Here is a 19,805-nt window from a genome sequence, read left to right on the forward strand (position 1 = left end):
GGCGCAGGTGGAGACGGGCGATGCGACCGGGGGTTGCCCGGATATGACGCATCGGACAGAGAAGCATCCCGAATGCGACCCGGGCCGTCTCACCAGGTGTCAGCGTCCAGAGCGGAAGCGAAAGAGGTCCATCCGATGAAGAACACGATCGTCACCCGCGCCCTCGCCGCCACCGGCATCGCCGCGGCCGCTATCCTGACACCCCTGACCGCAGGAGCCGCCTCCGCGGCCCCGGCGGGGAGCGCCGCACCGGTCGCGACGGCAGCGGCCGTCGCCGGGACCGACACGGCGCCGTCGGCCTGCCGCCCGGCGAACTACCGCGGCACCATCGCGCCCGACGTCGCCAGCTCCGGGCACCACCACTACCGCGTCACCCTGGTCGCCGCGCCGGGTACGTCGGCCTGCACGCTCGCCGGATCGCCGACCGGCGTCCTGTTCACCAAGGGGCAGACCCCGATCGGGGTGGACGCCACGACCTACGGCGACCAGACGGTGCCCGTCGCGTTCGGTCCCGGCGCCCCGGTGCACTTCGACATCCAGGTGCCGAACTCCGCGGGCGGGGCGGTCGCCGGCACGGCGTCGTTCTCGCTGCGGGCACCCGGTGGCGCGGTGATCCCGGGCGAGGGCGCCGCCGGCGGGTACATGGAGGTCGACGCGGGCACCGCGATCGGCCCCGTGCAGCCCGGCGTCTGACAGCCCGGGACCCGGTCCCGCGCGCGGCCGGACCGGGCCCCGGACCCCTGGACGGGGGACTACGCCGTCCGGGAGCGGGCGGCCTCGTGGTCGATCAGCCACCGCTTCGCCGGCAGCCCCCAGCGGAACCCGCCGAGGGAGCCGTCGGTACGCAGTACCCGGTGGCAGGGCACGAACAGTGCCACCGCGTTCCGTGCGCACGCCGCGGCCGCGGCCCGCACCGCCTTCGGGCGTCCCGCCCGCGTCGCGTACTCGGTGTAGGTCACCGGGGTGCCGGGCTCGACGGTGCGCAGCACGTCCCAGGCGTGGGTCAGGAACTCACCGGACCGCTGCCGGACCGCGATCGCGTCGATCGCGGTCAGGTCGCCGTCGTGGTAGCGGGCGACGGCCTCGGCGACGGGGCCGATGTCTCCGGAGACCAGCTCTCCCGGGTGCAACGAGGGGTGCACCTGGGGGAGCAGCTCGCCCAGCTCGGTCGTCCAGCCCGAGGCGAGGACCGCGCCCCCGGAGTCGACGACGGCCGTGAACGGGCCGATCGGGGTGTCCTGGGTCGCCCAGTGGGCCGTCCCGGCCGCGGCGTCGGTGGCCGCGGCGTCCGGGGTGGTCGTGGTGTCGGGGGTGGAGAGGGTGTTCGTCATGCCGTCCTCCGGCGTGTGGGTGCGGGAGCGGGGGCGGACCGTGCCGCCGCGGCTCTCCACAGGTGGGTGGCGGCGTAGGACCGCCAGGGCGACCAGCGCGCGGAGCGGGCATGAAGTCCCGTCGCGTCACCGGGGAGTGCGAGGGCCTCGGCGCCACGGCGTACCGCCAGGTCGGAGGCCAGAAGTTCGTCGGGGTCACCCAGCACGCGCATGGCCAGGTACCCCGCGCTCCACGGGCCGACCCCGGGCAGCGCGACCAGCTCGGCGCGCAGCTCGTCGGGGTCGCGTCCGGGGTCGAGGACGAGGGTCCCGGAGGCGATCGCGGCGCACACACCGATCACGGTGGAGACACGCCGGGCCGGTCCGGTGAGGACCTCGTGCCCGCGCTCGGCGATCGTCGCCGGCGTCGGGAAGAGCAGGGACGGCTCGTCGCGGTCGCCGGCGGGCGACCCGAGCTCCGCAGGAAGGGGGTCGCCCAGGACCGTCGCCATCCGGGCGGCCGCCGTGCGCGCCGCGGCGACCGAGACCTGCTGACCGAGCACGGTCCGCACGGCCGTCTCGGCCCCGTCGACGGAGCCGGCCAGCCGGATTCCCGGCACCGCCGCCACGGACGGGGCCAGCGCCGGGTCCGCGCCGAGCACGGCGTCGACCGCCTCCGGGTCGGCGTCGAGGTCGAGCATCCGGCGCAGCCGCGCCACGGCCGGGCCGAGGTCGCGGAGGTCGGTCAGGCGCAGGGTCGCCGCGACCGCGCCCCGGGCGGAGACGAGGTCCAGGGCCACCGTCGCCGGTCCGTGCGGCAGGCGCAGCGTGCGCCGGTAGGTCCCGTCGCGCACCGACTCCACGCCGTCGACCGTGCGGGCGTCGAAGAACGCGAGCAGGCCGTGCGGGTCGAACGGATCCCGGTAGGGGAGGCGCAGGGAGAGCGGGCCGGCGGCACCGGCGACGTCACCGCCACGGCGCGCCGCCTCGGCGCGCAGCGTGCTCGGTGGCACCCCGTAGATCTCACGGACGGTGTCGTTGAACTGCCGCACACTGGAGAACCCGGCCGCGAACGCGGCGTCGGCCATCGTCAGCGACGTCGTCTCCACCAGCAGCCGCGCGGTGTGCGCCCGGTGCGCGCGGGCCAGCGCGAGCGGCCCCGCGCCCAGCTCCTCGCCGAGCACACGGTTCAGGTGCCGCGCCGAGTAGCCCAGACGCGCGGCCAGGCCCGTGATCCCGTCCCGCTCGACCGTCCCGTCCCCGATCAGGCGCATCGCCCGCGCCGCGAGGTCCCCGCGGACGTTCCACTCCGGCGACCCGGGCACGGCGTCGGGCAGGCACCGCCGGCACGCGCGGTACCCGCCGGCCTGCGCGGCCGCGGCGGTGGGGAGGAAGTCGACGTCGTGCGTCAGGGGTGGCGGGACCGGGCAGGACGGCCGGCAGTAGATGCCGGTGGTGCGCACCGCGGTGACGAACTGCCCGTCGAACCGCGCGTCACGCGAGGTGACGGCGCGGTGGCAACGGTCGTGGTCGAGCGGCACGGAAGGAACTGTGCCATCCGCCACCGACAGTCCTCCGGCGGGAATCGGACGTCGCGGGGGTCGTGCGCGGATATCGTCGCCAGGGCAGCGATATCCGCGCACGGGTCAGTCGAGGCCGCCGCGCTTGACCAGCTGAGCGGCGATGACGTTGCGCTGGATCTCGTTCGTCCCCTCGCCGACGATCATCAGCGGGGCGTCGCGGAAGTACCGCTCGACGTCGAACTCGGTGGAGTAGCCGTACCCGCCGTGGATGCGGACCGCGTTCAGCGCGATCTCCATCGCGACCTCGGAGGTGAACAGTTTCGCCATCCCCGCCTCCATGTCGCAGCGCTGCCCGGCGTCGTACTTGTCGGCGGCGAAGAGGATCAGCTGCCGGGCCGCGGTGATCTTCGTGGCCATGTCGGCGAGGTAGTTGCCGATCGACTGGTGCTGCCAGATGGGCTTGCCGAAGCTCTCCCGCTCCTGGGCGTAGCGCAGCGCGTCGTCCAGCGCCGCCCGCCCGACGCCGAGCGCACGGGCCGCGACCTGGATCCGGCCCGTCTCCAGGCCCTTCATCATCTGGGCGAACCCGCGCCCCTCCTCACCACCGAGCAGGGCGGTGGCCGGCACGCGCATGTCGTCGAAGGACAGCTCGCAGGACTCGACGCCCTTGTAGCCGAGCTTGGGCAGGTCGCGGGACACCGTCAGCCCGGGCCCGTGCTCGACCAGCAGGATCGACACGCCCTTGTGCTGGGGCTCGGCGTGCGGGTCGGTCTTGCACATCAGCGCGATCAGCCCGGAGCGGCGCGAGTTCGTGATCCAGGTCTTGGAGCCGTTGACGACGAAGTCGGCGTCGTCCCCGGAGCCGTCGCGGTCGGCGTGGGTGGACATGGCCTGCAGGTCGGAGCCGCCGCCGGGCTCGGTGAGCGCCATCGTGGCCCGGATCTCGCCGGTCGCCATCCTCGGCAGGTAGTGGTCCTTCTGCTCCTGGGTGCCGAACTCCAGGATCAGCTTGGAGACGACGGTGTGCCCGCCCATGGCCCCGGCCAGGCTCATCCAGCCGCGCGCGAGCTCCGCGGTGACGAGCGCGTAGCAGGGCATCGACACCGGGGCCTCGCCCCACGGCTCGGGGATCGCGAGACCGAAGATGCCGAGCCCCTTCATCTGCTCGATCAGCTTCTCCGGGTACTCGTTCGCGTGCTCCATCTCGCGGACCACGGGACGGACCTCGCGGTCGACGAACTCCCGCACCGTGTCGACGACGGCGCGCTCCTCGGTGCTCAGCTCGGACATCGCGTCTCCTCGGCTCTGGCTACGGCATTCTCTACAGAATATAGAATCCTGCAGCGGGTCCCCTCTAGAGTCCGGCACGACGATCTGCGTCACCACTGGAGAAGGAGCCCTGTTGCCCATCGACGTCGAGCGCGACGGTCACGTCGCCGTCATCACGATCAACCGCCCGGAGGCGCGCAACGCCCTCGACCCCGAGCACAACGAGGCCCTCGGTGCCGCGGTGGCGGGGTTCGAGGCCGACGACGACCTGCGCGTCGCGGTGCTCATCGGGGCCGGGGACTCGACGTTCTCCGCCGGGGCGGACCTGAAGAAGCTGATCCCGTCGTTCCGGGACCGGGTGCGGGCGGGGGAGACGCCGCCGTGGAACTTCGGCGGGTTCACCGCGGTCGAGCGCACCAAGCCGATGATCGCGGCGGTGAACGGGCACGCGCTGGCCGGCGGCTGCGAGATGGCACTGGCCTGCGACATCCGCCTGGCCTCGCCGAACGCGACGATCGGGCTGGCGGAGACGAAGTGGGCGATCATCCCCGGCGCCGGCGGGACGGTCCGCCTGCCGCGGTCGGTGCCACTCGGGCTGGCGATGGAGATGATCCTGACCGGCGACCCGATCGACGCGGCCGAGGCGCACCGCGTCGGGCTGGTGAACCGGGTCGTGCCGCTGGAGAGCCTGCGTGACGAGGCGGTCGCGCTGGCGCGCCGGATCGCCGCCCGCGGCCCGGTCGCCGTCCGCACCGCGCGGGCGTCGGTCCTGGAGGGACTGGGAACGGACGAGCCGGCGGCGATGGCGAACGAGTTCCGGCACTTCCTCGACGTCCTGCGCACCGACGACGCCGTCGAGGGCTCGACGGCGTTCACCGAGAAGCGCGACCCGGTCTACCGGGGGCGCTGACCTCAGGACGGGAGCAGCCGCTCCCGGGCGCCGGCCACCCCGTCGTCGGCGACCACCCCGCGGATCGCCTTCTTGTCGAACTTGCCGACGCTCGTCTTCGGCACCTCGGAGACGAACAGGAACTCGTCGGGCACCCAGAACTTCGCGAACCCCTCGCCGAGCAGGTGCGCGCGCAGGTCCTCGGCCGTCAACGCCGGGTCGGAGGCGACGACGACCCCGAGCGGGCGCTCGAGCCACTTCTCGTCGGAGATCCCGACGACGGTGGCCTCGGCGACGCCTCCGTGCAGCATCAGCGCGTTCTCCAGGTCGATCGTGGAGATCCACTCGCCGCCGGACTTGATCAGGTCCTTGGAGCGGTCCTTGAGCAGGACGTAGCCCTCGGGGTCGATGCAGCCGACGTCGCCGGTGCGCAGCCAGCCGTCGACGATCGAGTCCTTCGTGCGCTCGTCGCGGTAGTACTCGCTGGCGGTGAACGGGGAGCGGACGTGGAAGTCGCCGATCGACTCGCCGTCCCAGGGCTGCTCCTCCCCGGTCACCGGGTCGACGACCTTGATCTGCAGCAGCGGGATCGGCAGGCCCTGGGTCTGGCGCAGCGAGTAGATCTCGTCGTCGCTGCCGTCCTCCAGGGTGGACTTGAGCGCGAAGAAGCAGATCTGCGGGGAGTTCTCGGTCATGCCGTAGCCCTGCATGACCTCGGTGTCGTAGGTGTCGCGGAACCACTTCATGACCGCCTTCGACGGTGCCTGCCCGCCCAGCCACAGGGTGTCCAGCGTGGACAGGTCACGCTCCCGGTCCGACGACCGGACGGCGTCGCGGATCATCGTCCCGATCGTGACCGCGGCGTTCATGCCGGTGACGCCGAGGTCCTCGATGATGTCGACGTAGTCGCCCGGCGTCGGGTGCGCGCCGGGCAGGACGAGCGTCGCGCCCTGCAGCAGCGCGGTGTGCGGGATGTTCCAGCCGTTGCAGTGGAACATCGGCGCGACCTCGAGCCAGATCTGGCGCTCGGCCATGTTCAGCTTGTCGTGCATGGCCAGGCACATCGCCTGCAGCACCATCGCCCGGTGCGAGTAGACGACGCCCTTCGGGTCGCCGGTCGTCGCGGAGGTGAAGCACATCGCCGACGCGGTCTTCTCGTCGAACTCGGAGAACTGCGCGTCCTCGTCGGCCACGGCCAGCAGGTCCTCGTAGGCGTGCACCGGCACCGGCAGGTCGTGCGCGGGCACGGCGTCGTCCAGCACGACGACCGCCTCCACACTGGACAGACCCAGCTCGAACAACGCCGCGACGCCGGGCAGCTGGTCGGTGTCGACGAGCAGGAAGCGGTCCTCGGCCTTGTCGATCGTGAACTTCTGCTGCGACGGCGAGAGCCGCAGGTTGATCGTGTGCAGGACGCCCTGGATGCCGGGCACGCCGAAGTAGGCCTCGAGGTGGCGCCAGTGGTTCCAGGCCAGCGTGCCGACCCGGTCGCCCGGCTCGACGCCGAGCGTGCGCAGTGCGTCACCGAGGCGCCGGGCCCGCTTGCCGAAGTCGCGGTAGGTGTAGCGGTGGTACTCGCCGGGGCCGAGCCGGGTGATGATCTGCTTCTCGGCGAACAGCCGCTCGGTGCGCCACAGCAGTGAGTGCAGGAGCAGCTGGCTGTCGAACATCAGACCCTGCATCGGTGCCTCCACGGTGAGCCGGTGATCAGGGGTGAGGCTGCCCGGCTTCTATAGAATCGCGCAAGGGCTCTCAGACGCGGTCGTCGAGCGCGCCGTGCGCGGCCAGGTGCTCGGTGAGCAGCCCTCCGATGTGCCGCACGTGCGCGGCCATCGCCTCCCGCGCGGCGTCGGCGTCGCGGCGCTCCAGGGCGTCGAGGACGGCGCCGTGGTCGTGCTGCGAGGCGTCCGCCCACCCGCGGACCTGGCCGAAGTAGCCCAGCGGCACGTACTGCACGAGCGTGCGCAGCACCGTCGTCATCCGGCGGGCGTCGGCGGCGCGGTTGATCGTGCGGTGGATCTCGTGGTTGAGCCGGTCGACCCCGGCGGCGTCCCCGGCCCGGGCGGCGACCTCCAGCGAGCGTTGGACCTCGCGCAGCCGGTCGACCTCGCCGTCCGGCAGTGCGGCGGCGGCGCGGGCGGCGAGCTCACCGGCGATGAACGCCTGCACCGAGAACAGGTCGGCGACGTCGCCGCGGCTCAGCGGCGCCACCCGGAACCCGCGCCGCGGCTCCCAGCGCACCGCGCCCTCGCTGTGCAGGATCATCAGCGCCTCGCGCACCGGGGTCGCGCTCACCCCGAGCTGCTCGGCCAGGTGCTCGGTCCGGACGAACTCCCCGGCCTGCACCTCGCCGGCCATGATCGCCTCGCGCAGGTGGCCGGCGACCCGCTCGCTCAGCTGCCGGTCGTCGCGGGCCAGGGGGCGCCGGGCGTCGCCGGGGGCAGCGTCGTCCACGTCGTCCACCCCCGTCGCCGATCCCCGGGCGGCGACGTTACCGGCAGTACTCCTCGTCGACGTAGCCCTCCTGGCAGGCGTACTCGACCTGATCGTCGAAGCGGTCGTCCGAGCGGCCCCGCTCGGCCCGCCGCTGCTCCCGCAGCTCGCGTCGCTCCGCCCGGCGTTCGGCCCGGGTGTCGGGCTCCTCGTCCTCCGCCGTACTGCGGGGCGCCGCCTCGGTGGTCTCCGTCGTCGGTTCGGAGGTCTCGACGACCGGGCGGGGCGCCTCGCTCGGCGGCGGGAGCGGCAGCGGCGGTGCGGGGACGTCCGGCGCGCTCGCGGCGGGTGGCGGTGCGGCCGGCGGGAGGGCGGGCGCGGGCGTCGCCGCGCCGGTCAGGGAGAACGCCGTCACCGTGCCGATGGAGGTGACCGCGACGACCCCGGCGGTCAGCAGGACGTGCACACCCGGCAGGCGCATGGTTCTCCCGATCGGTCTCCGGATGCCTCACGGTCACCCGAGTGCGGTTCGGTCTGGTCTCACCAGGTGACGACGATCGCGGGCTCGTGCACACGGTGAGTCACATCGGCGAATGGCGGCAGTATGCCGTACTCCTCTCGGACCAACGTCGGTGGCTGTCCGTCGCCTCTGTCACGCGACGCGGGCCGATGCCGTCGCGCCGGATGCGGGATCATGAAACGAGGGGATCACCGAACAGGAGGCCGGCATCTCGATCGATCACGCGTCCGTCCCGGTCACGACCACGATGCCGGGCCCGGCCGACCGCCGGGCGGGCCGGGCGACCGCCGCCCGCACCCGGATCATCGCCTGGGTCCTGCTGCTCGTCCTGGCCTCACTCGCCGTCGTCACGCTGGTGACCTGGCTGCTGCTGATCAACGAGACGGACAAGCGGATCGACACCGCACTCACCTCCGAGATCGCCGAGTTCGCGCGGGTCACCGAGACCGGGATCAACCCGACCACCGGCGAGCCCTACGACTCGGTGGACGAGATCCTGCGGTCGGTGATCGCGGCGAACCTGGCCCGTCCCAACGAGAAGTTCCTCGGCTACCTCGACGGCGACTTCCGCTGGGAGTCGCGCCGGCTCAGCCCCACCGTGCTGCTGCGCGACGACCGGCGGTTCACCGACATGGTCGGCTCGGTGACCCGGCGCGCCGAGGGCAGCTACGCGACCGACGCCGGCGAGGTCCGGTGGGCGGCGCTGCCCGTCGGGCTGGCCGGGGACCCGCGCCGGGGCGTGATCGTCGTCGGCTACTTCGCCGAGCAGGAGCACGAGTTCGCGAACGAGGCGGCCCGGCTGATGCTGCTGGTGGGGTTCGGGACGTCGCTGCTGACCGCGGGGGCGGCGTGGCTGGTGGCCGGGCGGATCCTGCGCCCGCTGCGCGACGTGGCCGCGACCGCCCGCACGATCACCGGCACCGACCTGTCCCGCCGCGTCCCGCAGCGCGGGTCGGAGCCCACCGACGAGATCGCCCAGCTGGCCCGCACCCTGAACGCGATGCTGGACCGGGTGCAGAGCGGCGTGCTCGCCCAGCGACGGTTCGTCGACGACGCCGGGCACGAGCTGCGCACGCCGATCACGATCGTCCGCGGGCACCTGGGCGTCGTCGACCCGCACGACCCGGACGACGTCCGCGACACCGTCGAGCTGGTCGACGACGAGCTGGAACGGATGAACCGACTCGTCTCGGACATGCTCTCGCTGACCCGCGCCGAGCAGGTGACGCTGCTGCGCCCGGAGATGGTCGACGTCGCCGAGCTGACCCGGGACCTGTTCGACAAGCTCACCGCGCTGGCCGACCGGGACTGGCACCTCGAGTCGCTCGCGCACGCCCGCATCCGGATGGACCGGCAGCGGATCACCCAGGCGGTGATCGCGCTGGCCGACAACGCGACCCGGTTCACCGGCCCGGGGGACCGGATCGCGCTCGGCTCCGAGCTCGCCGCCGGCGACCTGCGGATCTGGGTCGCGGACAGCGGTCCGGGCGTCGAGCCGTCCGAGCGGCGGCGGGTGTTCCGCCGCTTCGCCCGCGGCGACAGCGGGCCGCGCTCGGAGGGGGCGGGCCTTGGACTGTCCATCGTGGAGGCGATCGCGACGACGCACGGCGGACGGGTGCAGCTGGAGAGCACCCCCGGTCACGGGGCGACGTTCACGCTGGTGCTGCCCGGGGGGACCGGGTGAGCCGGATCCTGGTCGCCGAGGACGAGCCCCGGATCGCGGCTTTCCTGAAGAAGGGGCTGGCCGCGAACGGGTTCACCGTGACCGTCGTGCCGGACGGTCCCGGCGTCCACGACCACGCCGTCACCGGCGACTTCGACCTGTTGGTCCTCGACATCGGCCTGCCCGGGATGGACGGCTTCGACGTCCTGCGCCGCCTGCGCGCGACCGGCAGCACCATCCCGGTGATCATCCTGACCGCGCGCGACAGCGTGCACGACACGGTCGCGGGCCTGGAGGGCGGCGCGGACGACTACATGCGCAAGCCGTTCCAGTTCGAGGAGCTGCTGGCCCGCGTCCGGCTGCGGCTCGACCGCGCCCGCCCGCCGGACCGCGACGTCCTGGGCTTCCACGGCCTGGAGCTCGACCTGCGCACCCGGCACGTGTCGGTGCACGGCGAGACGGTCGACCTCTCCGCGCGCGAGTCCGCCCTGGCCGAGGCGTTCCTGCGCCACCCCGGGCAGGTGCTGTCCCGCGAGCAGCTCCTGCGCCTGGTGTGGGGCGACGCGGACGCCGGGTCCAACGTCGTCGACGTCTACGTGCGCTACCTGCGCCGCAAGCTCGGCGCCGACCGGATCGCCACCGTCCGCGGCACCGGCTACCGCCTGGAGCAGGGCGGCTGAGCCCCGGCCCGGCCGGGCCGCCGGCGTCGTCGAGAAGTTCCTCCGCCGGCACGATGCAGCTCTGACCCTCCGCCCCCGCCCGACGGCGCGGTCGACGGCCGGGCGGCCACTGCTCCGGGGACACGACTACCCTGGGCGCCCGTGTCCCTCACCCTCGGCATCGTCGGTCTGCCCAACGTCGGCAAGTCGACGCTGTTCAACGCACTGACCCGCAACGACGTCCTCGCCGCGAACTACCCGTTCGCCACGATCGAGCCCAACGTCGGGGTGGTGCCGCTGCCGGACACGCGCCTGGACGAGCTGGCGAAGATCCATTCCTCGGCCAAGGTCGTCCCGGCCACGGTGTCGTTCGTCGACATCGCCGGCATCGTCAAGGGCGCGTCCGAGGGCGCCGGTCTGGGCAACAAGTTCCTGGCCAACATCCGCGAGTCCGACGCGATCTGCCAGGTCGTGCGGGTCTTCGAGGACTCCGACGTGGTGCACGTCGACGGCCGGATCGACGCCGCGAGCGACATCGACACGATCGCGACCGAGCTGATCCTCGCCGACCTGCAGACGCTGGAGAAGGCACTCGTCCGGCTGGAGAAGGAGGCGCGGACCAACAAGGACCGCCGCCCCGCGCTGGAGGCCGCCCAGCAGGCCGCCGCGATCCTGAACGACGGCAAGACCCTGTTCCAGGCCGGCGTCGACTCGGAGCCGCTGCGCGAGCTGACGCTGCTCACCACGAAGCCGTTCCTCTACGTCTTCAACGCCGACGAGGCGATCCTGTCCGACGAGGCCAAGCGCAAGGAGCTGACCGAGCTGGTCGCCCCCGCGCAGGCGGTGTTCCTGGACGCGAAGGTCGAGTCCGAGCTCCTGGAGCTCGACGACGAGTCCGCCCTGGAGCTGCTCGAGTCGATCGGCCAGGACGAGCCGGGCCTCAACGCCCTGGCCCGCGCCGGGTTCACCACGCTCGGCCTGCAGACCTACCTGACGGCCGGCCCGAAGGAGTCCCGGGCCTGGACGATCCATCAGGGCGACACCGCCCCGCAGGCCGCCGGGGTGATCCACACCGACTTCGAGCGCGGCTTCATCAAGGCCGAGATCGTCTCCTACGACGACCTCGTCGCCGCGAAGTCGATGAGTGCGGCCAAGGCCGCCGGCAAGGTGCGCATGGAGGGCAAGGACTACGTCATGCACGACGGCGACGTGGTCGAGTTCCGCTTCAACGTCTGATCACTGCGATCCCGCGGCCACCAGCGCTGCGGTGAGGGGCTCCAGCAGCTCGATCAGCTCAGCGAGCTCGTCGGCGGAGAGGGCGTCGTAGGGCGGGGCGGCGAGCTCGTCGGTCAGGGCTTCGATCCGCTGCTTGGTCTCGCGGCCGGCGTCGGTGAACCGGCCGTCGGCGTCGACGAGACCGCGCTCGCGGAGCCCGGCCATGACCTCGGCCAGGTGATCCTTCGGCAGGTGGTGGATGCGCCCGAACGACTCCGGCGGGTGGATGCCCATGTCCAGCGCGGTCAGCACGTGGGCCTCCGCGCCGCCGATGCCCGCTCCGAGGAGGGTGGCGACGTGCCCGTCGCCGCGGTGCTCGCGGAGCATCGTCGCGGAGTGCCACAGCCGGGTGACGGGGTCGGTCGGCACCGGGAGGGTGCGCCACCCGGCGTAGAGCACCCGGCCGTTCGTGGGTGCGCTCGTCGCGGCCCGGGTGACCAGCTCCGCGGCCCGCGCCAGGCCGGGGGAGTCGGCCAGATCGTCGCCGAGGATCCGTCGTACGGACGCCGCGCTGCCCCGTCGCCACGCGTCGAAGGAGACCTCCGGCGGGACCGTCTCCCACGCGCTCGGGATGTGCCGCGCGGCCTCGCCGTCGGCGAAGCTGTAGAAGGCCGCGTGCACGATCTGCGCCGACACCCGTCCCAGCGGTGCGGCGCGGGCGGCGAAGTAGCCGTCCCAGTACGTGCGATGGCCGAGCGCGGCGAGTGCGTCGTCGGACTCGTCGGCGAAGTAGGTGACCAGGCAGATCGGCTCCAGGAGCTCGAACATACGGCGGGCGGTTCCGGTGGTGGGCATGCTGATCTGACCCGGTGGTCGCCCCGGACTCATCGGTCCCGTCGGGTGGAGGCCGGTGACCCTCCCGGGTCGTGGACCGGGCGGATTCCGATGATGATGCTGCCCGGGCCGCGAGACCGCGGGGTCGTCCGCCGGGGCCCGTGCACAGCGCAGAACCGACGATGTGGAGGTCGACGAGTTGCGTCCGGTCGAGGAGAACGCACCGCGGTGGGACGTCCCGGCGGGGACGGTCCTCGGATGGCGCGACGACGGCGTCCTGCGCGCGACCGGCATCCGCTACGCGACCGCGGCCCGGTTCCACCACCCGGTGCCCGAGCCGCGGGCGAGCGAGCCGATCGACGCGACGTCGTGGTCGCTGGCATGTCCCCAGGAGCCGGTCGAGCTGCTGGACCGGCTCCTGCTCGACCCGCAGGGCACGCTGAAGGCCGACGAGGACTGCCTGCGCGTGTCGGTGACCGTGCCCGCGACCGCCGGCGCGGATGACGCGCTGCCGGTGATGGTGTTCATCCACGGCGGCTCCTACACCTCCGGTGCCGGCGACGCGCCCGTCTTCGACGTCGCCCCTCTCGTGCGGGAGCAGGGCGTCGTCGTGGTGTCGGTGACCTACCGCCTCGGGCTGTTCGGCTACCTCGGTGTCGACGACCGTCCGGCGAACCTCGGGCTGTTCGACCAGATCGAGGCCCTGCGGTGGGTCCGGCGCAACATCGCCGGGTTCGGCGGCGACCCGGGGAACGTCACGTTGTTCGGCCAGTCCGCGGGCGGTGACGCGATCGCGCACCTGATGATCGCCGACGGCACCCGCGGGCTGTTCCGGCGCGCGATCGTCCAGAGCGCCCCGCTGGGCATCTCCCGGGGCCGCGCCGGCATGAGCAGGGCCATGGCCGCGGTCGCCCGGGACCTCGACCCTGACGCGCCGGCCGACGAGATCGTCGCGGCGCGAGGCAGGGTCGTGCGCGAGTCCGGGATCTCCGGGCTGAAGGCGGCCATGCCGTTCGGCACCCAGTACGGTCACGCGCCGCTGCCGGCCGAGGACGACCTCGACGAGGCATGGCTGGCGGTCGCGCCGGACGTCGACGTCCTGATCGGGACCACCTCGCGGGAGACGGCCCTGTTCGTGTCGATGCTGCCCGCCCTCGACCGGGTCCTGAACCTCCCGGTGCTCGGCCGCCTGATCGGTGACCGGATCGTCCGGGCCACCACCCGCAGGGTCTACGCCGACGCCGCCGGCGAGTTCGCCCGTCGTCACCGTCGCGGGGGCGGGCGGGGGTACCGGTACGTCCTGGGCTGGGGCGCGCCGGGCAGCCCCTACGTCGGGGCGCACATGGTCGACCTCCCGTTGCTGTTCGGCACGCGGTCGTCGTGGGACGGTGCCGCGCTGATCGCCGGGGCGCCGTGGTCCGACGTCGAGGAACGCGGCCGTGAGCTGCGACGGGTCTGGGCCGATTTCGCGCGCACCGGCGAGGCCGAGCCGGTCGCGGTCCCCGGCTTCCTCGATCTCGACGACCTCTGACCGGCGTCTACGACCCTGGTCGGAGTCCGGAGTTCATCCCGCGCTCCGATGTGCCGGAGGGGGTCGGGGAGAGATCGTCTACGGCATGACGAACGCACTCGCGGTCGACGACCGTCCCGCCACCCCGCAGCCCACCCGCACGACCGGCGAGATCGTGTACGACGCCGGCACCGTGCTGACGCTCTACTTCGGCTCCCTCGTGATCCCCGTCGTGGGATGGATCGTCGGACTGGTCATGCTCTGGGAGGGGCCGCGCTGGACCCGGACCCAGAAGTGGATCGGCACGCTGATCTGGCCGGTGGCGATCGCCGCGGCCGGTGCGGTCCTGTTCGTCGTCCGGATGGCCACCGACTCCACCGGCCTCGGTGTGGCGTTCTGGGCCGTGGTGGTCCCGGTCCTCGTCGCCCTCCCGGCGGTGTTCGTGTACCTGCTCGTGGCGGCCCGCCGGTCGGGCACGACCGTCCACTGAGGGCCGTCGTCGGCGCCCGGACCGTCGCCCGTCCTCCCACGTCAGGGGCATCGAAAGAGGCGAGTGGGTATCACGTACGGTCCGGCCATGGCATCCCACAGCACGACCGACACGGAGACCGCCACGACCGACGACGACACCTCGACGACGGACACGGCCGTCGCCGACACGGCGGCGGCCGGGAAGCCGGACGCGGACACGACGGCCACCGGGACGACGCCCACCCAGCCGACGGCCACCGGGACGACGGCCACCGCCGACGCGTCCACCACGATCACGCCGGACTCGTCCGGGAGCTTCGTCACCGGAGCGCTGGCCCTGGTCAGCGCCGGTCTCGGGGTGGCGTCGCTGACCGGGACCTCGCTCGGCGACATGATGCGCGCCCGCCAGGAGCTGCTCGGCCAGATCACGGCTGCGACCGGCGGTCAGATCGACCAGATCGAGGCCCTCTACGGCTCGCCGTGGAGCACCGTCGCCCTGGTCAACGGCACGTTCGCGCTGCTGGCCGTGATCGTCGGCGCCGTCCTGCTCGCGACCCGCGGACGCCGGCCCGACACGTCGAACCTGGTGAAGGCGGTCGCGCTGGGCGGCACGGTCCTCGGCGTGATCGGCCTGCTCGTCGCGGGCGGGATGTACCTCGACCTGTTCGCCGCGGCGCCGATGCTGCCCACGATGCCGGGCCTCGGCGGCTGACCGCTATACCGAATCTGAGGGACGACGCGCTCCCTCCGCTCTGGCAGTTTTCTCGACGAGCCGACGAGGAATGCCTGTGACCAGGGTGGAGGGGGCGCCGCGTGCCGACCGGACCTGCCGACGTCGCCCCGGTGTGGGGCTGGCCGGACGCCGTCGTCGGGCTGGTTCTCGCGGTCTCTTTCTGCCTACTGATCGTCCGGACCGTGTCGTGGCTGCGCCGTCGCGGCACGGTGACCGGACGGGGGAGGGGGATCGACCGCGCGCCGGTCGGCCTGGGGCTGTTCCTGGCTCTCCTGGTCACCCTGCTGGTCCGGGGGCATCCGGACCAGCAGGTCCTCGTCGGCGTCGCCGCCCTCGTGGTCGTGGGCGCGGTGTCGGTGTGGCCGGTGCTCGTCATGCGCGGTCGACGCGTGACCGGAGTGACCGCATCGCCTCCGTGATCGGACGCTGCTAGGTTCGCCGTCCTGGCAGGGTGAGATCCGGGAGGGTCGATCGTGATCGTGTTGCGTGCGTTGACGGTCGACGACTGGAAGCAGTGGAGGGACCTGCGTCTGGCCTCGCTCGCCGACGCGCCCGAGGCGTTCCACTCCAAGCTCTCCGACTGGGTAGGGGCGACCGAGCCGCAGTGGCGTGAACGTCTCGACACCCCCGGCCGGTGCATCGTCGCCGACCTCGACGGCCGCCCCGCCGGGATGGTGTGCGGGATGCCGCCGGACGCCGTCGGCATCTCCGATCTGCTCTCGCTCTGGGTGGCGCCGTTCGCCCGCGGGCACGGCGTCGGAGACGCGCTCGTCGGCGCCGTCGTCGACTGGGCGAACGAGCAGGGGGCCTTCCGGGTCGCGCTGCACGTCGTCGAGGGCAACGACGTCGCGAGCGGCCTGTACCGCCGTCACGGGTTCATCGACCACGGCCGTGTCACCGGCGTCGCCGACGGGATGGTCGAGCGGCGGATGGAACGGGTGATCGCCGTGTCACCCTCGATCGGCCGCTGAGCGCCCGCCTCCCGATCACCCCGCCGCGGCCCACAGCGCGGCGACCAACGGCCGTCGCAGGTCGTTGCGGCGCGCACACAGACCGATCGTGAACCGCTCCGGCGCCGGGTCCGCCTCGACGACGGCCAGACGGTCGCGCACCGCGCTGGTGTCGAGCACCAGCCGTGGCACGATGCCGGTCCCGCACCCCAGGGCGACGAGCGTGAGCAGGCCCTCGTGCCCGTCCGGCTCCGCGACGACCCGCGGCGTGCGGACCCCACGACGGCGCAGCCACTTCTCGGCGGCGTCGCGGACCAGCCCGCGCGGCGGGAGCACGAAGGGGCCGTCCAGGGCGTCGTCCTCCCGGCCGCGCGCGGTGACCAGGACGAGGTCGGTGGTCGCGACGGTCCGGCTCGTCAGCCCGTCCGGCAGCCGCGGCGGGACCCCGGCGACGGCGGCGTCGACCTCCCCCTCGGCGAGCCGGGCCAGGGCGGCGGCCGCGTCGCCGGTGCGCAGGTCGAGCCGGACGCCGGGGTGGGCGGTGAGCAGCGGCGCGAGCAGGTCCGGCAGCAGGGCCTGGCAGGCGGTGACGGTCGCGAACAGGCTCAGCGTCCCGGACAGCTCGGCCGGCTCGAGCCCGGAGTCCCGGTAGTCCCGCCACAGCTGCACCGAGGCCCGGGCGTACTCGCGGAAGCGCTGTCCCTCGGCGGTCAGCGAGACCCCGCGCGGGTCGCGGTCGAACAGCGTCGCCCCGGCGTCGGACTCCAGCCGCTGGACGGTCCGGGTCAGCGTCGACGGGCTGACGTGACGGTCCAGGCTGGTGCGGCCGAAGTTCAGCGTCTCGCACAGGTGCAGGAACAGCTCGAGGTCGCGACGCTCGTCCCGCATGCCCGCACCTGTGCCTTCCGGTTCCTGCAACACACCGCTGCACATGATGCGCTTGCCGCAACGGCTCCGCGACGCCGAACCTGCGTCCCATGACCTCGACGACGAGCGACCTGCACTCCTCCGTGTTCACGACCGAGACGATGGCCGTGCCCGGCGGCACCGAGACGATCCTGCGCGGCGGGCGCCATCTGTTCGGACTGCTGCCCGGCGCGTTCGCCGGGATCGAACGCATCGGCGTCCTCGGCTGGGGGCCCCAGGGCCGGGCGCAGGCGCAGAACCTGCGTGACTCCCTCGACGGCACCGGCATCACCGTCACGGTCGGGTTGCGGCCCGGATCGTCCTCGGCCGACGACGCCCGCGCGCACGGTTTCACCGAGGCCGACGGGACGCTGGGGGGCTGGCTCGACGTCGCCGCGACCAGCGACCTGGTGATCCTCCTGATCGCCGACGCCGCGCTCGCCGCGCATCACCGGGAGGTGTTCGCGGTGCTGAAGCCGGGTGCGGTGATCGGGCTCTCGCACGGGTTCCTGCTCGGGCACCTGCGCGCGACCGGCGGTGACTTCCCGCCCGGGCACGCCGTGATCGCCGTCTGCCCGAAGGGGATGGGGGACTCGGTGCGGCGGCTCTACCTCCAGGGTGTCGACGTCGACGGGGCCGGGATCAACTCCAGCATCGCCGTGCACGCGGACCCGGACGGGCGGGCAGGAGACGTCGCGCTCGGCTGGTCGGTCGCGCTCGGCTCTCCGTACACGTTCGCCACCACCCTGCGCGACGAGTACCTCTCCGACATCGTCGGCGAGCGCGCGATCCTGCTCGGTGCGGTGCACGGGCTCGTCGAGTGCCTGCACCGGCACTTCCTGCTCGCCGGCGACGACCCGGTGACGGCCTACGAGCGCTCCTGCGAGAACGTCACCGGCCCGATCGCGGCGACGATCTCCCGCGACGGTCTGTCCGCCGTCCGCGCCGCGTGCGCCGACACCGCGGCGTTCGACCGCGCCTACACCGCGGCCTACGCACCGGCCCGCGACCTGGTCGCCGAGATCTACGACGAGGTCGCCGACGGCACCGAGCTGCGCAGCGTGATCCTGGCCGAGCAGCGCCTCGCCGACCGGCCGCTGAGCCGGATCGGGGGCACCGCGATGTGGCGTGCCGGGAACGAGGTCCGCGCTCGCCGCGGCACCCGTGACCTGGCCATCGACCCGCTGACGGCCGGTCTGTTCGTGGCCACCATGACCGCGCAGGTCGACGAGCTCGCCGCCCGCGGGCACGCGTGGTCGGAGATCGTCAACGAGTCGGTGATCGAGGCCGTGGACTCGCTGCTGCCCTACATGCACGCCCGCGACATCGCCCACATGGTCGACCACTGCTCGCGCACCGCGCGGCTGGGCACCCGGCGCTGGGGCCCGCGCTTCCAGTCCGCCTACGAGCAGGTCGTGCTCCCGGCCGTCGACGCCCCAGCCGACACCGGGCTCGTCGAGGCGTTCACCGCCAACCCGGTGCACCAGGCCCTCGCCGCGGCGGCGAAGCTGCGCCCGGCCGTCGACATCTCGGTGGCCTGAGCAGGGAGGACCCGGAACTGTCGGGGGTCGGGCCTACCTTCCCGCCCATGACGACGAGTGCAGTGCGCGACGGTCCGGTGCCCCGGTCGGGGGCGCCGGACCTCGCCGTCGTGGAGAGGGCCGTGCGGGCGGCCTGGTCGCGGGAGACGTGCGACGACAGCGACGCCGACGCGTGGTCACCGGCCAATCCGGCGCGCGGGCAGTGCGGACCGACGGCGCTGACGGTGCACGACCTGTTCGGCGGTGACCTGCTCCTGGCCGAGGTGTGGTGGTCCGACGGCCGGTGGCAGGGCTACCACTGGTGGAACCGCCTGCCCGGCGGGCGCGAGCTCGACCTGACGCGCGAGCAGTTCGGTCCGGACGAGATCGTGCAGCTCCCGCGTGTGGTGGACCGTCCGCCGGGTCGGCCCCGCCGCTGCGCCGCGCAGTACGAGCTCCTGCGCGAGCGGGTGCTCGGTGCGATCGGGTGAGGAAGGCTCAGAACGTGCCGGCGGCCAGCCAGATCCGCATCGGGTCCGTGGTGAGCTCGAGATCCAGGACGGCCGGCACAGGGCGGCCGAGGCGGCGCAGCTCGTCGGGTACCTCGGTGACCTGCGCCGGGGTGATGCCGAGCCCGCCGAGCCACGTCGCGGGGTCGGCGGACGGGCCGGACCGGAACAGTCCGAGGATCAGCTCCAACGCCTCCTTCTCGGCTTCGTCGACGGGCGGGACGCTGTCCATCTCCGGGATCCGGCGGAAGTACTCGACGGCGATCCGGCTGCCCGGGCCGCTCGCCTCGCGCGCCGTCGTGACCAGCCGGTCGCAGGCCTGCGCGTCGAGGTACATCAGCAGGCCCTCGACGATCCACACGGTCGGGCGTCCGGGACGGAAGCCTGCGCCCGCCAGTGCGGACGGCCAGTCCTCGCGCAGGTCGGCGACGACGGGTGTCCGGCGGCGGACGTCCGTGCCGGTCCCGCCCAGCACGGCGGCCTTGAAGTCCAGGACCGGTGCGGTGTCCACCTCGTACACGCGCACGTCCTCCGGCAGGTCCAGGCGCGCGGCGCGGGCGTCCATCCCGGCGGCGAGCAGGACGACCTGCTCCGCGCCGTCGGCGACCCCGGCGCGGACCTGGTCGTCGAAGAAGGGGGTGCGTCCGGCGGCGAAGTAGGCGCCGAACATCTCCCACAGCACCGAGGTGCCGTCGTCGCGGGCCGGGCCGAGGCGCGGCAGCTCGCCACCGGTGGCGCCGAGCGCGGTCCCGATGAGCGGCCCGGCCCAGGGGTCGTCGAACAGGGGATCGGCCCGGCGCTGCTCCTGGGCGCGGGCGTAGGCGGTGAGCAGGGCCGTCCAGCCCACTCCGGGAGGAAGTCGCACGTCGGTCATGTCGACGATCATGCTCT

Annotated in this window: 21 protein-coding genes; 12 read left to right on the top strand and 9 right to left on the bottom strand. The window is 73.3% G+C overall.

Features of this window, described 5'->3' with window-relative positions; genetic code table 11:
• Window positions 1-135: 135 nt before the first annotated feature.
• Window positions 136-693 (top strand): DUF4232 domain-containing protein, encoded by a 558-nt coding sequence (locus EV383_RS04180; protein ID WP_130288690.1) that lies wholly within the window; start codon window positions 136-138, stop codon window positions 691-693.
• Between the two features lie 59 nt (window positions 694-752).
• Here the strand turns inward: EV383_RS04180 and EV383_RS04185 are convergent, their stop codons facing one another.
• The 3 genes from EV383_RS04185 to EV383_RS04195 form a co-directional block, all read right to left on the bottom strand.
• Window positions 753-1,331, bottom strand: coding sequence for a methylated-DNA--[protein]-cysteine S-methyltransferase (locus tag EV383_RS04185; RefSeq protein WP_130288691.1), 579 nt, complete (start codon window positions 1,329-1,331; stop codon window positions 753-755).
• Entirely contained in the window at window positions 1,328-2,851 is a 1,524-nt protein-coding gene (locus EV383_RS04190; protein ID WP_130288692.1) for a DNA-3-methyladenine glycosylase 2 family protein, read from the bottom strand. Before EV383_RS04190 ends, EV383_RS04185 begins: the two co-directional genes overlap by 4 nt.
• A 105-nt stretch (window positions 2,852-2,956) precedes the next feature.
• Window positions 2,957-4,123 carry an acyl-CoA dehydrogenase family protein gene (locus EV383_RS04195; protein WP_130288693.1) on the bottom strand — a complete coding sequence of 389 codons (1,167 nt, stop codon included), beginning with the start codon at window positions 4,121-4,123 and terminating at the stop codon, window positions 2,957-2,959.
• A gap of 112 nt (window positions 4,124-4,235) precedes the next feature.
• Here EV383_RS04195 and EV383_RS04200 point away from each other — a divergent pair, with 112 nt between their 5' ends.
• Entirely contained in the window at window positions 4,236-5,012 is a 777-nt protein-coding gene (locus EV383_RS04200; RefSeq protein WP_165438232.1) for an enoyl-CoA hydratase/isomerase family protein, read from the top strand.
• Between the two features lie 2 nt (window positions 5,013-5,014).
• Here the strand turns inward: EV383_RS04200 and EV383_RS04205 are convergent, their stop codons facing one another.
• From EV383_RS04205 to EV383_RS04215, 3 genes are all read right to left on the bottom strand, one after another.
• Entirely contained in the window at window positions 5,015-6,673 is a 1,659-nt protein-coding gene (locus EV383_RS04205; protein WP_130288694.1) for a long-chain-fatty-acid--CoA ligase, read from the bottom strand.
• Window positions 6,674-6,743: 70 nt separating this feature from the next.
• Window positions 6,744-7,445, bottom strand: a complete 702-nt coding sequence (locus EV383_RS04210; protein WP_242622882.1) for a GntR family transcriptional regulator — start codon at window positions 7,443-7,445, stop codon at window positions 6,744-6,746.
• 37 nt (window positions 7,446-7,482) lie between these two features.
• Window positions 7,483-7,905: a hypothetical protein gene (locus tag EV383_RS04215; protein ID WP_130288695.1), complete on the bottom strand. Its 423-nt coding sequence runs from the start codon at window positions 7,903-7,905 to the stop codon at window positions 7,483-7,485.
• Between the two features lie 286 nt (window positions 7,906-8,191).
• Here EV383_RS04215 and EV383_RS04220 point away from each other — a divergent pair, with 286 nt between their 5' ends.
• The 3 genes from EV383_RS04220 (at window position 8,192) to ychF (ending at window position 11,502) form a co-directional block, all read left to right on the top strand.
• Window positions 8,192-9,628 carry a sensor histidine kinase gene (locus EV383_RS04220; protein ID WP_130288696.1) on the top strand — a complete coding sequence of 479 codons (1,437 nt, stop codon included), beginning with the start codon at window positions 8,192-8,194 and terminating at the stop codon, window positions 9,626-9,628.
• Window positions 9,625-10,287, top strand: a complete 663-nt coding sequence (locus tag EV383_RS04225; RefSeq protein WP_130288697.1) for a response regulator transcription factor — start codon at window positions 9,625-9,627, stop codon at window positions 10,285-10,287. Before EV383_RS04220 ends, EV383_RS04225 begins: the two co-directional genes overlap by 4 nt.
• A 141-nt stretch (window positions 10,288-10,428) precedes the next feature.
• Complete coding sequence (gene ychF / locus EV383_RS04230; RefSeq protein ID WP_130288698.1) at window positions 10,429-11,502, top strand: redox-regulated ATPase YchF; 1,074 nt, start codon at window positions 10,429-10,431, stop codon at window positions 11,500-11,502.
• On the opposite strand, the gene EV383_RS04235 is transcribed toward ychF, so the two are convergent.
• Window positions 11,503-12,336 (bottom strand): SCO6745 family protein, encoded by an 834-nt coding sequence (locus EV383_RS04235; RefSeq protein WP_242622883.1) that lies wholly within the window; start codon window positions 12,334-12,336, stop codon window positions 11,503-11,505.
• 163 nt (window positions 12,337-12,499) lie between these two features.
• Between EV383_RS04235 and EV383_RS04240 the strand changes: the two genes are divergently transcribed.
• The 5 genes from EV383_RS04240 to EV383_RS04260 all read left to right on the top strand — a co-directional run bounded on the left by EV383_RS04240 (window position 12,500) and on the right by EV383_RS04260 (window position 16,000).
• Window positions 12,500-13,846: a carboxylesterase family protein gene (locus tag EV383_RS04240; RefSeq protein ID WP_207223429.1), complete on the top strand. Its 1,347-nt coding sequence runs from the start codon at window positions 12,500-12,502 to the stop codon at window positions 13,844-13,846.
• A gap of 85 nt (window positions 13,847-13,931) precedes the next feature.
• The gene (locus EV383_RS04245) at window positions 13,932-14,315 is read left to right on the top strand and encodes a hypothetical protein (protein WP_130288699.1); all 384 of its coding nucleotides are present in this window, start codon (window positions 13,932-13,934) and stop codon (window positions 14,313-14,315) included.
• 87 nt (window positions 14,316-14,402) lie between these two features.
• Window positions 14,403-15,008, top strand: coding sequence for a hypothetical protein (locus tag EV383_RS04250; protein ID WP_130288700.1), 606 nt, complete (start codon window positions 14,403-14,405; stop codon window positions 15,006-15,008).
• Between the two features lie 101 nt (window positions 15,009-15,109).
• Complete coding sequence (locus EV383_RS04255) at window positions 15,110-15,448, top strand: hypothetical protein (RefSeq protein ID WP_130288701.1); 339 nt, start codon at window positions 15,110-15,112, stop codon at window positions 15,446-15,448.
• Window positions 15,449-15,502: 54 nt separating this feature from the next.
• Window positions 15,503-16,000, top strand: a complete 498-nt coding sequence (locus tag EV383_RS04260; RefSeq protein WP_130288702.1) for a GNAT family N-acetyltransferase — start codon at window positions 15,503-15,505, stop codon at window positions 15,998-16,000.
• A gap of 15 nt (window positions 16,001-16,015) precedes the next feature.
• On the opposite strand, the gene ilvY is transcribed toward EV383_RS04260, so the two are convergent.
• On the bottom strand, window positions 16,016-16,867 hold the full coding sequence (gene ilvY / locus EV383_RS04265) for an HTH-type transcriptional activator IlvY (RefSeq protein WP_130288703.1): 852 nt from the start codon (window positions 16,865-16,867) through the stop codon (window positions 16,016-16,018).
• Between the two features lie 89 nt (window positions 16,868-16,956).
• On the opposite strand from ilvY, the gene EV383_RS04270 reads away from it, so the two are divergent.
• The gene (locus EV383_RS04270) at window positions 16,957-18,426 is read left to right on the top strand and encodes a ketol-acid reductoisomerase (RefSeq protein ID WP_130288704.1); all 1,470 of its coding nucleotides are present in this window, start codon (window positions 16,957-16,959) and stop codon (window positions 18,424-18,426) included.
• A 47-nt stretch (window positions 18,427-18,473) separates the two neighbouring features.
• Window positions 18,474-18,896: a YunG family protein gene (locus tag EV383_RS04275; protein WP_130288705.1), complete on the top strand. Its 423-nt coding sequence runs from the start codon at window positions 18,474-18,476 to the stop codon at window positions 18,894-18,896.
• A 7-nt stretch (window positions 18,897-18,903) separates the two neighbouring features.
• Here the strand turns inward: EV383_RS04275 and EV383_RS04280 are convergent, their stop codons facing one another.
• Window positions 18,904-19,788: an SAM-dependent methyltransferase gene (locus tag EV383_RS04280; RefSeq protein ID WP_207223430.1), complete on the bottom strand. Its 885-nt coding sequence runs from the start codon at window positions 19,786-19,788 to the stop codon at window positions 18,904-18,906.
• Window positions 19,789-19,805: the final 17 nt, after the last annotated feature.

The organism is Pseudonocardia sediminis (assembly GCF_004217185.1).
Classification (GTDB): Bacteria; Actinomycetota; Actinomycetes; order Mycobacteriales; family Pseudonocardiaceae; genus Pseudonocardia; species Pseudonocardia sediminis.

Excerpts from the sequence above, each read along its gene's own strand:
- EV383_RS04180 (WP_130288690.1), top strand. The coding sequence starts at position 136 with ATGAAGAACACGATCGTCACCCGCGCCCTCGCCGCCACCGGCATCGCC.
- EV383_RS04250 (WP_130288700.1), top strand. The coding sequence starts at position 14,403 with ATGGCATCCCACAGCACGACCGACACGGAGACCGCCACGACCGACGAC.
- EV383_RS04275 (WP_130288705.1), top strand. The coding sequence starts at position 18,474 with ATGACGACGAGTGCAGTGCGCGACGGTCCGGTGCCCCGGTCGGGGGCG.
- EV383_RS04205 (WP_130288694.1), bottom strand. The coding sequence starts at position 6,673 with ATGCAGGGTCTGATGTTCGACAGCCAGCTGCTCCTGCACTCACTGCTG.
- EV383_RS04245 (WP_130288699.1), top strand. The coding sequence starts at position 13,932 with ATGACGAACGCACTCGCGGTCGACGACCGTCCCGCCACCCCGCAGCCC.
- EV383_RS04185 (WP_130288691.1), bottom strand. The coding sequence starts at position 1,331 with ATGACGAACACCCTCTCCACCCCCGACACCACGACCACCCCGGACGCC.
- EV383_RS04270 (WP_130288704.1), top strand. The coding sequence starts at position 16,957 with ATGACCTCGACGACGAGCGACCTGCACTCCTCCGTGTTCACGACCGAG.
- EV383_RS04195 (WP_130288693.1), bottom strand. The coding sequence starts at position 4,123 with ATGTCCGAGCTGAGCACCGAGGAGCGCGCCGTCGTCGACACGGTGCGG.
- EV383_RS04235 (WP_242622883.1), bottom strand. The coding sequence starts at position 12,336 with ATGCCCACCACCGGAACCGCCCGCCGTATGTTCGAGCTCCTGGAGCCG.
- EV383_RS04215 (WP_130288695.1), bottom strand. The coding sequence starts at position 7,905 with ATGCGCCTGCCGGGTGTGCACGTCCTGCTGACCGCCGGGGTCGTCGCG.
- EV383_RS04280 (WP_207223430.1), bottom strand. The coding sequence starts at position 19,788 with ATGACCGACGTGCGACTTCCTCCCGGAGTGGGCTGGACGGCCCTGCTC.
- EV383_RS04220 (WP_130288696.1), top strand. The coding sequence starts at position 8,192 with ATGCCGGGCCCGGCCGACCGCCGGGCGGGCCGGGCGACCGCCGCCCGC.
- ilvY (WP_130288703.1), bottom strand. The coding sequence starts at position 16,867 with ATGCGGGACGAGCGTCGCGACCTCGAGCTGTTCCTGCACCTGTGCGAG.